10 protein-coding genes are annotated in these 10,588 nt (G+C 70.9%); 4 read left to right on the forward strand and 6 right to left on the reverse strand.

Features of this window, described 5'->3' with window-relative positions; all coding sequences use genetic code 11:
* The 5 genes from VET29_RS07395 to VET29_RS07415 form a co-directional block, all read right to left on the reverse strand.
* On the reverse strand, positions 1-243 hold a 243-nt coding region (locus VET29_RS07395), incomplete at its 3' end, for a hypothetical protein (protein ID WP_324916436.1).
* Between the two features lie 214 nt (positions 244-457).
* On the reverse strand, positions 458-1,078 hold the full coding sequence (locus tag VET29_RS07400; RefSeq protein WP_324916439.1) for an L-threonylcarbamoyladenylate synthase: 621 nt from the start codon (positions 1,076-1,078) through the stop codon (positions 458-460).
* Positions 1,079-1,233: 155 nt separating this feature from the next.
* Complete coding sequence (locus tag VET29_RS07405; RefSeq protein WP_324916442.1) at positions 1,234-1,605, reverse strand: DUF3037 domain-containing protein; 372 nt, start codon at positions 1,603-1,605, stop codon at positions 1,234-1,236.
* Complete coding sequence (locus VET29_RS07410) at positions 1,589-2,377, reverse strand: HipA family kinase (RefSeq protein ID WP_324916445.1); 789 nt, start codon at positions 2,375-2,377, stop codon at positions 1,589-1,591. The genes VET29_RS07405 and VET29_RS07410 overlap by 17 nt, the downstream gene beginning before the upstream one ends.
* Before the next feature lie 239 nt (positions 2,378-2,616).
* Positions 2,617-3,135 carry a hypothetical protein gene (locus tag VET29_RS07415; RefSeq protein ID WP_324916448.1) on the reverse strand — a complete coding sequence of 173 codons (519 nt, stop codon included), beginning with the start codon at positions 3,133-3,135 and terminating at the stop codon, positions 2,617-2,619.
* A gap of 654 nt (positions 3,136-3,789) precedes the next feature.
* Here VET29_RS07415 and VET29_RS07420 point away from each other — a divergent pair.
* Positions 3,790-4,839, forward strand: coding sequence for a zinc-dependent alcohol dehydrogenase family protein (locus VET29_RS07420; protein WP_324916451.1), 1,050 nt, complete (start codon positions 3,790-3,792; stop codon positions 4,837-4,839).
* 131 nt (positions 4,840-4,970) lie between these two features.
* On the opposite strand, the gene VET29_RS07425 is transcribed toward VET29_RS07420, so the two are convergent.
* On the reverse strand, positions 4,971-5,924 hold the full coding sequence (locus VET29_RS07425) for a helix-turn-helix transcriptional regulator (protein WP_324916454.1): 954 nt from the start codon (positions 5,922-5,924) through the stop codon (positions 4,971-4,973).
* A 347-nt stretch (positions 5,925-6,271) separates the two neighbouring features.
* Between VET29_RS07425 and VET29_RS07430 the strand changes: the two genes are divergently transcribed.
* From VET29_RS07430 to VET29_RS07440, 3 genes are all read left to right on the forward strand, one after another.
* Positions 6,272-7,630: an MFS transporter gene (locus VET29_RS07430; RefSeq protein ID WP_324916456.1), complete on the forward strand. Its 1,359-nt coding sequence runs from the start codon at positions 6,272-6,274 to the stop codon at positions 7,628-7,630.
* Positions 7,631-7,648: 18 nt separating this feature from the next.
* Positions 7,649-9,367, forward strand: coding sequence for a fatty acyl-AMP ligase (locus tag VET29_RS07435; protein WP_324916459.1), 1,719 nt, complete (start codon positions 7,649-7,651; stop codon positions 9,365-9,367).
* The coding region (locus tag VET29_RS07440) for a type I polyketide synthase (protein ID WP_324916463.1) at positions 9,364-10,588 on the forward strand (1,225 nt) is incomplete at its 3' end. The genes VET29_RS07435 and VET29_RS07440, both read left to right, overlap by 4 nt.

The raw sequence follows: 10,588 nt of genomic DNA on the forward strand, positions 1-10,588 counted from the left end.
GATGTCGGCCCGGCGCTGGCTGATCGGCAGCTCGTCCGGATAGGTGACCGCCGGCACCGCCGCCGCCCGGCCGGCCACCCGACTGGCCGCCTTCTCGACGTCGACCGCGATCTCCTCGAGCCGCGCCTGCCTGACCTCGGCATTCTTGATCCTCCGCAGCCCGTCGAGGCGACGACTCAGCCGACGCTCGTCACGCAGCGTCAGATCGGGGAGGCGGGCACGCAGGCTGGAGGGTGTACTCATGGCAGTACCGAGCCTAACGGCGCACACGACCGACTTATTTCCCCAGCCCGCGAGTCCCGCGTTCAAACACAGCGAGTCCCGCGTTCAAACACCCTGAGTTGCGGTTTCGTGCACACGCGACCCGCACGACACCGCGACTCGGTATGGGTGAACGCGGGACTCGCGACGTGCACGAACACGGGACTCGCGATGTGTGGGGGTGGGTGGGGTGGGGTTACTCGAAGCGGGTTAGGTCGCCGGCGCCTTCGCGGATGACCTCCATGTCGTCTTCGGAGAAGTCGATCACTGTGGTTGGCTCGGTGCCGCAGTCGCCGGAGTCGATGACCGCGTCCACCGCGTGGTCCAGCATTTCCTTGATCTCCCAGCCCTGTGTCATCGGCTCGTCCTCGCCTGGCATGAGCAGGGTGCTCGACACCAGTGGCTCCCCCAACTCGGCGAGGATCGCCTGGGTGACGACGTGGTCCGGGATCCGTACGCCGACCGTCTTCTTCTTGGCGTGCATGAGCCGGCGTGGGACCTCCTTGGTCGCCGGGAGGATGAACGTGTACGGCCCGGGCGTGGCCGACTTCACGGCGCGGAAGACCGTGTTCGACAGGTAGACGAACTGCCCCAGCTGCGCGAAGTCGTGGCACACCAGCGTGAAATGGTGGCGGTCGTCGAGGTGGCGGATCTGCCGGATCCGCTCCAGCCCGTCCTTGTTGCCGAGCTGGCACCCGAGCGCGAAACAGGAGTCGGTCGGGTACGCGATCAGGCCGCCGGAGCGCACCAGATCCACGACCTGACCGATCGACCGCCGCTGCGGGTTGTCCGGGTGCACGTCGAAGTACTTCGCCACCCGGGCGAGCCTAGTGCCAGCCCGCCCTCGCGGAGTTTCGCGTACGGGTCACGCCTCGACGACGGTGCGGATGCCGAAGTGGACTGTGGCCGGTCGGCTCACGTTCCGCCGGGGTAACTGTCGGCCACGCCCGGACCCCGGCACAAGGGTCGGCGCTAGGTTCTCACCTGGGTCGCCATGACCCGGGTCAGCTCCCGCTCGGGGTCCTCGGTCAGTCCGGTGTGTGCCGGCGAGGTCTGCAGGATGGTGCTGCGCGGTGCGGTCAGCCAGCGGAATCGCTGACCGGCGGAGCTCTCCGCCATCGGGCCGGTGCCCTCGCAGGCCTGGCACATCGAGCGGAGCGCGTCCCGCAGCACCTCGATGTCCAGCTCCGGGTCCAGCGCGCGCAGCCGGTCGGCATCGACCTCGACCGCGCAGCGCAGGAAGCGCACCGGTGCGCTGTAGACGATCACGCCGACGTTCATGAACTCGCCACGCTCCGGGCGCGGCACGACGCGCACCAGGGCGTACTCAAACACGTGCGGCACGGGTCTCCTCCAGCGCGGCGACCCAGCTGGGCGCGTCGGCAAGGCGTGCGGTGAAGTATGCCCTGTAGGCGGCACGCACCTGGTCCGGCGGGCCGAACCCCGGGTCCAGCCAGTCGTCGGGCACGAGCGTGAGGACCTCGTCGAGGACGGCGGGGGTGACCCTGGGACGCAGCTCCGCGTCTGCGTCGGTCAGCGACGCCGGGTTCGCCGCCATCATGACGTGGTCGTCGGCGTCGTACCGGTAGGCGGCGGCGGGTTGCCAGCCGGGCAGCCAGCGGTGGTGGAAGATCAGCGACGCGCCGTGGTCGATCAGCCAGGGCTGGCGGTGCCACAGCAGCATGTTCGGGTTGCGCCAGCTGCGGTCGACGTTGAGCACGAGCGTGTCGAACCACAGCAGCCGCGCGGCCAGGTCACGGCCGGGGTCGCGGACGCGGGGGTTGAAGTCGAACGAGCCGGGCAGGTAGTCGACGCCGAGGTTCTGCCCGGCGCTGGCCCGCAGCAGGTCCTGTATCTCCTCGTCCGGCTCCGCGCGGGACAGCTCGGGGTGGAGCTCGACGAGCACGAGCTCCGGCACCCGGAAGCCGAGCCGCCGCGCCAGCTCCCCGACGATGATCTCGGCGGTGAGCGCCTTGAGACCCTGGCCGGCGCCGCGGAACTTCAGGACGTACATGCCGAGGTCGTCCGCCTCGACCAGCCCGGGCAGGGAGCCTCCCTCCCGGAACGGCGTCACGTAGCGGGTGGCCGCCACGGTACGCAGGCTGCGTTGATCCACCGTCGCATGATGACAGGTCGCGCGGAGCCGGCGGCGGCAAGCTCGCTTCGAGCCGGCCGCGGCGCGGAGCGCGTGACGTCGGGTCGGGCAGGCCGGGAGCCGGGCGGGGGTGGCGGAGACCTGGCCGGCGGGACGACCTCCACCGCCACGTGGTCCGCCTGTACCGGACGTCCGGCTCCCGTGCCGTGATCAATGTGACGACATCGCGCCCCCTGGGTGTGTCGCGGTGAGTACGTGGGTCATTCGGCACGCAGGGCGACTCGCCTGCTCTCGTCGAAGTCCTCGACGGCCTCGGCGCCGTGCAGGTCGACCAGGTACTCCCGGCCGCGCCGGACGGCGGCGGGCTGCAGGTGCGGCAGGAGCGGGTTGTCGAGCACGACGGTGTGGTTGAGGCGGAACTCGTACGCGCGGATGGGGCTCGTGAGGCTCAGGTTCACGACCGTGTGGTTCCAGCCCTTCTGGATCGGCAGCAGATCACCTCGGTGCTGCACGGCCTCGTATTCGAGATTGTCGCCGAACAACGTGAGCGCGCCCTCCTCCCCGCAGTCGTAGACCATGACGATCACGTCGGTCTCCGGGTGCCAGTGCGCGTTGGCAATGAAGCCGGCCGGCACGTCAAGACCGCCGGCACAGATGCCGATCTCCGGAGCGTTGCCGTCCGGACGCCCGTCAACCAGCGGGCGGATTCGGTGCCCCTGCGGGGTGAGCACCGGGTCGATCGACTCGAAAGGGATTGCGGTGGGAGGTTTGGTCAACATGGCGGATTCCTCTCCGTGGAGCATTCCTCTCTGTCGGCACGTTGCCCACTCCCCAAAGATCAGCGAGTGAGTCTGGCCAGCCATCCCTGTCCGGTGCGCAGTGCCGCAGAGAAGTTTGCGGGTTGCGGGCAGATAACGGGAGAGGTGACGCCGATTTGTTTGCGAGAAGTTGCCATTGCAACCGCGGTAGATCACAAACACGCAAGTTGATTGTCTGCTGGCCGGCAAGCAGGTGACCTGCACACGACGCCTGCACGTGCCGAACAGCAACGGAATTGTGCCCACCAAAGATTTGCCCTGTGACAAGCTGGGCAGGTATAACTCGTCTCAATGTGTTGACAAATGCCACCGCTCGTGGAAGCGCGCGGCGAGAATGACAATTGTTGACGTCATTCACCGGCGACTACCGGCAATTGCTGCCGCGGAAGGAACCGTCCGGTTCATTGACCTGCGGCGCCACCGGCAGGTGGCGGTGCGGTCGATGTCAGTGGCATGCGGCGGTGATGCGCGACAGGCAGCCGACGATGATCGTCGCAAGGTCCGGATTCACCCGAAAGAGTGAGTCAGTTCGGGTGAACGGCCCAACTCGGGTGGTGAGCTCACGGCGCGCCGGGCCGGGGGGCACCCGGTGGACACCGCACTACTCTCGGTTCCGTGAAGGCCGTTGTCTACGAGCAGTACGGTGCGCCGCCCGCGGTGACCGAGGTGCCGGCGCCAGTCTGCCCGCCCGGCAGCGCGGTCCTCGAGGTCCGGGCGACCGGTGTGTGCCGGTCCGACTGGCACGCCTGGCGGGGGCACGAACCCGTTCCCCTGCCGCACGTTCCGGGGCACGAGCTGGCCGGCGTGGTCGCCGAGGTCGGCACCGGCGTCACCCGGTGGCGGACCGGCGACCGCGTGACCGTGCCGTTCGTATGCGGGTGCGGCACCTGCGCGTACTGCGTCGCCGGTGACGCGCAGGTCTGTCCACACCAGACGCAGCCGGGGTTCACCGGACCTGGTTCGTTCGCCGAGCGGGTAGCCGTCGCCGCGGCCGACACGAACCTCGTGGCGCTGCCCAACTCCGTCGACTTCGTCACCGCGGCGTCGCTGGGCTGCCGCTGCGCCACGGCGTTCCGGGCGCTCACGGCGCACGGCCGCCTCGGTCCCGGCGACTGGCTCGCCGTGCACGGCTGCGGTGGGGTCGGCCTCTCGGCCGTGCTGATCGGGGTGGCGCTGGGTGCGCGGGTGGTGGCGGTGGACATCTCGGCGGCGGCGCTGGACCGTGCGCGCGCTCTGGGCGCCGAGCACGCCGTGCCCGCGGACGCCGGCACGGCGGCGACCATCCGCGAGCTGACCGGCGGTGGCGCCATGGTGTCGATCGACGCGCTCGGTTCGCCGGAGACCGCGGCCGCGTCGGTGCGGTGCCTCCGCCGCCGCGGCCGGCACGTGCAGGCCGGCCTGCTGCTGGACGGCCCGACCCCGCTGCCGATGGACGTCGTGGTGGCGCACGAGCTGGCGATTCACGGCACGCACGGTCTCGCCGCGGCCGGCTACCCGCCGCTGCTGGCCATGATCACCGACGGCCGGCTGCGGCCGGAGCTGCTGGTCGGCAGGGTGATCGGCCTCGCCGACGCCCCTGGCGCGCTGGTCGCGATGGACCACCCGCCCGTGGGCGCCGGCATGACCGTGATCGACCTCAGCGCAGATCGCAGGGCAGCCACGTAGCGTCGGCTCTGGGAAAAGTGGCCCGGGCGTCTTTCTTTTTGAGCATCATGCCGGCCATCGTTCCAGCGCGCGGGTTCCGGCCGCTATCGGGCTTCTGCCTATTTCCTGGCGACAGTTTCTAGTACCAAGAACTAATCCAGGTAGCGGCGCAGCTCCGCGATTACCGATGCCCGCTGCTTGGCGGTGTACTTCCGCAGAATATTTCCGACGTGTATCTTCACGGTCCGCTCGGAAAGCCGCAGCTCCGCGGCGATCTCCGCGTTGCTGAGCTCCTTCACCACCAGTAGCGCGACCTCCTGCTCGCGCCTGGTCAGCGTCCGGAACCGGTCCTCGGCGGCGCGGTGCGCGTGCAGGACCAGCTCCGCGGTCTCGGCCTGGAGCCGCGCGGTCTCCGCGCCGAGACGCTCGAGTGCCTCGCGGTACTCGCGGTCGGTGATGACCGGCCGGTTCAGGATCCCGTCGATACGTCGCCGCATCAGGCCGAGATCGCGCACCACGGCCGCGATCACGTCGTCGGGCAGCAACATGCTGTACGCGCCAAGCCCTTCCGCGGAGCGCCGGTCCTCCTCCTCGCGGGTCAGCAGCCGCGCCACCACGCTGCAGAGCCACTCGAACGCGGCGACGTGCTCCTCGGTGTAGGCGTGGGGTGTGTAGGTCTGGATCGACGCGACGCCGAACACCTCGAGCGTCTCGCTCGGCGCGCGGACGAGCGGGGCGACGAGCACGTCCGCAGAAGGCCTTGTCAGGTCGCCGAAACGCTTGCTCCGGTTGAGGACGTCGCCGTCGTCGAAGGCGTACCGGTACGTGCGCAGGTTGTCGCGCACCCACTCGCTGACACCGCCAGGAAAGATGGGCATCGAGCCGGGTTCCTCGTCGAGGTCGTTGCCGTCGAAGTGGTAGGGAATCAGAATTCGGTCCATGCCGTGGAACAGACCGATGAAGAACGCGTCGACCGTGGTGATTCGGGACATCCATTCGCGGAACGCGCGGTAGAAATCCCAGTGTGCGACGGTGATTTGGTACGCGAGGTCCTTCTGGGCCGCGCGCAGTATTCCCGCGGCACGGTGACCAATGGTTTGGATCACGACCCGAGATTACCGGGTGGCCCCGAATTTCGTCGGGTTTCGCGCGGGTTAGCGCCGCGACCAGGCATGCGCCGGGCGACGCGGCGGGCGCGGCGGCCGGCACGAGGCCACCTGTACGATCTTGATGACTTCTCCGGCGGATTTGTAACCATCGGACAGTTTTACTGGACTGACCCCCTAACCGCGATGACTCAACGGGTTGAGTGGGTTACGACGCGTGTCGCTCACCATTCTGACAACTTTGCCCTCCGGCGGATCGGACCATCGTCGCGACTCTTGTTGGCACCCGCTGACGAGCCGTAAGGTCCGCGTTTAGCTACTGACGAGTAGACAGCGCGGAGGTGGTGGTGAAACCGGCAATCCGCATCCCAGCCCCGACCGTGCTGCTGATCGCGTTAGTCGCATTCGTCACCGCCATGGACAACACCATCGTCGTCGCCGCCGCACCGACCATCGGGCGGGACCTCGGGCTCAGCGTGACCGTCCTGCAGTGGCTCAGCATCGCCTACCTCCTCCCCTACGCCGGGTTGCTGCTGTTGGCCGGCACCCTCGTCGACCGGTTCGGCGAGCGGCGCACGCTGCTCACCGGGCTGGCCGCGTTCGCCGTCTTCGCCGTGCTCGCGGGGGTTGCCGGCACCGCGGGACTGCTCATCGCCGCGCGGGTGGGGCAGGGCTGCGGCGCGGCGCTCATCGTGCCGGCGACGATGAGTCTGGTACGCACCAGACTTCCGCAATCCGCACGGGCGACCGGCGCCGCGGTCTGGACCGCGGCGCTGGCCGCCGCGCTCGCGCTCGGGCCGTGGCTCGGCGGGGTGCTCGCCGAGTACGCGAGCTGGCGCTGGATCTTCGCCGCCGCGCTGCCCTTCGTGCTGCCCGCGATGCTGTTGGCGCCAGAGGATGACGATCCGGGTGGGGCCGTGCGGGTACGGCCGGCGCCGGCGGTCGTGGTGACGAGCGGGCTCGTTCTGGTCGTCGGGGCGGTCGTGCTGCGTGGCGTACCCGGCACGGGTGCCGCGCCACTGCTCGCCGGTGGCGCGGGTGTCGCCGTGCTGTGGTGGTTCGTCCGGCTCGAACGGCGCGCGACGGCCCCGCTCGTCCCGCGCCCGCTGGTCGCGGACCGGCCGTTCCTGCTGATCAACGTCGTCGCCTCGCTGTGGGGCGTCGGAATCGGTGGCGTCGTGTTCTTCACGCCGCTGCGGTACCAGGACGGTCTCGGACTCAGCCCGCAGGCGGCCGCGCTGCCGCTGGTCCTCGTCGCGGTCGCGTTGATCGTCACCGCCCCGTTCGTGCCGCGGGCGCTCCGCCGGATGGGTCCACAGTGGACCATCGCGGGCGGGTTGGTGCTCGTGGCCGCCGGACTGTGCTGGCTCGCCGTGGTCGACCACCTGCCCGGGCTCGGATCCCGGCTGGGCGGGTTGCTGGTGATTGGGCTCGGTTCCGCCTGCACCACACCGTTGACGGCACTCGCGCTCGACCGCGCGGACGCCGCGATGGCCGGCGCCGCGTCCGGGGTGCTGACGGCGTCCCGGGAGCTGGCCGGTGCGTTCGGCGTCGCATTGTTCGGCCTCACCCTGTCCGTGGCCGGCTACCGGGCCGGCCTGCTCGCCGCCGCCGTGCTGCAACTGGCCGCCGCCGGTCTCACGTTCTTCGCGCTGCGTTCGCGCTCCCCCACGGCGGCACCGGTGCCGCCGTTCGTTCACCACTGAACCACCGCGAGGGGTGCCATGACCACGACCGCTGACCAGACCGCCACGCTCGTCGGCGTCACACCGCTGCCCGCGCTGCTCCGGCAGTGGGCGGGGCGGCTCGGCGACGAGCCCGCACTGACCTTTGTGGACCATGCCGTCGATCCCGGCGGCGTCGCCACCACGCTGACATGGGCGGAGCTGGACGCGCGGGTGGACGAGATCGCCTCGTGCCTCCAGCCGCGGTGCGCCATGGGCGACCGGGTCGCGATCCTCGTCGAGCAGTCGGCGGACTACGTCGCGGCGTTCCTCGCGGTGATCCGTGCCGGGCTGGTCGCCGTGCCGCTGTACCCGCCGGGCCTGCCGCGCTTCGACGAGCGACTCACGGCCGTGCTGGCCGACTGCGCGCCCGCCATGCTGCTGACCACCTCGGCCCGCGTCGCGGACGTCGAGCGCTTCGGTGCGCGTTGTGGGCTCGACGGTGTGCCAGCGGTTCCGGTCGACGCGCTGCCCGAAAGCCCCCGGCGCCTGTCCGACGTGACGCATGACGTCGCGTACCTGCAGTACACCTCCGGCTCGACCCGCACGCCGGCCGGAGTGGTCCTCACGCACGCCAACGTGTTCGCGAACGCGTGCCAGGCCGTCGAGGCCTTCGACGCGACCCACGAGCGGTCCGTGTGCGTGAGCTGGCTGCCGCTGTTCCACGACATGGGGCTGATGCTCGGCACGGCGGCGGCGCTGGTGGCCGGAATGCGGGTGGTGCTGCTGGACCCCGCGGCGTTCCTCGCCCGGCCGGTGCGGTGGCTGCAGGCACTGTCGGCCAACCCGGGCGCGATCACCGCGGCACCCAGCTTCGCGTACGCGTACGCCGCCGCACGCACCACGCCGGCCGAGCGGACGTTGCTGCGGCTGGACGGGGTCGACGTGCTCATCGACGGCAGCGAACCCGTGGCGCCGGCGAACGTCGAGCGGTTCCACGAGACGTTCGCGGAGTGCGGCCTGCGCCGCGAGGCGCACCGGCCGTGCTACGGGCTGGCGGAGGCGACCGTGCTCGTGACGGCCAGCCCGGCCGGTTCGGCTCCACTGGAGCGGGCGTTCGACGCGGAGTCACTGGCCGCCGGCGCCGGCGCGCCGCCGGACCCCGGCCGCCGCACGAACACGCTGGTGGCCAGTGGAATGCCGGTGGGACAACGAGTTCGAATCGTGGACCCGGTGTCGGCGCGGCCCGTGCGGGACCGCGAGGTCGGCGAGGTGTGGGTGAGCGGGCCGAACGTGGCGGCCGGGTACTGGAGACAGCCGGAGCTCTCGGCGCAGGTGTTCGGCGCCGCACTGCCCGGCGACCCCGGGCCGTGGCTGCGGACCGGCGACCTCGGGCTGCTGGCGGACGGACAGCTGTTCGTCACCGGGCGGCTCAAGGACCTGATCATCGTCGACGGCCGCAACCACTACCCGCAGGACATCGAGCACACGGTGGAGCACGGGCACCCGGCGGTCCGCCGGCACGCGACCGCGGCCTTCGCGATAACGGGTGCCGACCGTGAGCTCCTGGTGGTGCTCGCCGAACGGGCCAAGGACGCCGACCCGGCGCTGGACCGCGAGGTCACCACCGCGGTGCGGTCGGCCGTGTCCGCCGAGCACGGGCTCGCGGTGCACGACCTGGTGCTGCTCGGTGTTGGCGAGGTGCCGCGGACGACGAGCGGCAAGATCAGCCGCTCGGCGTGCCACACCTGGTACGTCGCGCGGGAGGCCGTCTCGTGAGCGGCTGGGACCAGCGGCGGTGGCAGCGGTGGCTGGTCGAGAGGCTGACCGAGCTGCTGGGCCGCCCGGTCACCGAGCGGGACGTGGACCGGCCGCTGTCGGACTGCGGGCTGTCGTCGCGCGACGCGGTCACGCTGGTGGCGGACATCGAGCGGCAGAGCGGGAAGCCGGTGCCGAGCACGCTGGTGTGGTCGGCGCCGACGATCGCCGCGCTGAGCCGTGCCCTGGTCGCGGAGGCGCCCGCGAACGGGCACGCACCGGTGGCGGCGGCCGAGCCGATCGCGGTCGTGGGACTGGCGTGCCGGCTGCCCGGGGCAGGGTCGGCACGGGAGTTCTGGTCACTGTTGCGGGACGGTGATTGTCCTGTTGGGACGGTGCCGGCGGACCGCTGGACGGCGTTCGGCCAGGACACGTCCCGGGTGCCGCGCCACGGCGCGTTCCTGGCCGATGTGGCCGGCTTCGACGCGGAGTTCTTCGGCATCAGCCCGCGCGAGGCCGACGAGATGGACCCGCAGCAGCGACTGCTGCTGGAGGTGACGTGGGAGGCACTGGCCGACGCCGGCATCCCGGTGCGCGCACTGCGGGACTGCGGCGTGTTCGTCGGCCTGTCGTCGGTGGAGTACGGCCATCTCACGATGGCCGATCTGTCCACAGTGGACGCCTGGTCGGCCACCGGCGTGTCGGCGTCCCTGGCCGCGAACCGGCTGTCGTATGTGCTCGGTGCGCACGGCCCCAGTGTCACGGTCGACACGGCGTGCTCGTCATCGCTCGTGGCAGTGCACCAGGCGGCCAGGGCACTGCAGGCGGGTGACTGCTCGACCGCGGTGGTCGGCGGCGTGAACCTGTTGCTGTCGCCGGGGATCACGGCGGTGTTCGACGCGGCCGGGGCGCTGTCGGCGGACGGCCGCTGCAAGCCGTTCGACGCGTCTGCGGACGGGATCGTGCGTGGCGAGGGCTGCGGCGTCGTGGTACTGCGGCGGCTGGCCGACGCGCGGCGCCTCGGCGACCGGGTGCTGGCGGTGGTGCGGGGCAGCGGGGTGAACTCGGACGGCCGGTCCAACGGCATCATGGCGCCGAACCCGTTGGCGCAGGCGGCGTTGCTGCGGCGGGTGTACGAGAGTGCGGCCGTCTCCCCGGGCACGGTCGACTATGTCGAGGCGCATGGGACCGGCACGCCGCTGGGCGACCCGATCGAGGCGGAGGCGTTGCGGTCGGCGCTGG

Source organism: Actinophytocola sp. (assembly GCF_035634895.1).
In the GTDB taxonomy this organism is placed as follows: domain Bacteria; phylum Actinomycetota; class Actinomycetes; order Mycobacteriales; family Pseudonocardiaceae; genus Actinophytocola.

Bases quoted from the DNA above. Each gene is read 5' to 3' on its own strand.
- VET29_RS07435 (WP_324916459.1), top strand. From the start codon at position 7,649: ATGACCACGACCGCTGACCAGACCGCCACGCTCGTCGGCGTCACACCG.
- VET29_RS07415 (WP_324916448.1), bottom strand. From the start codon at position 3,135: ATGTTGACCAAACCTCCCACCGCAATCCCTTTCGAGTCGATCGACCCG.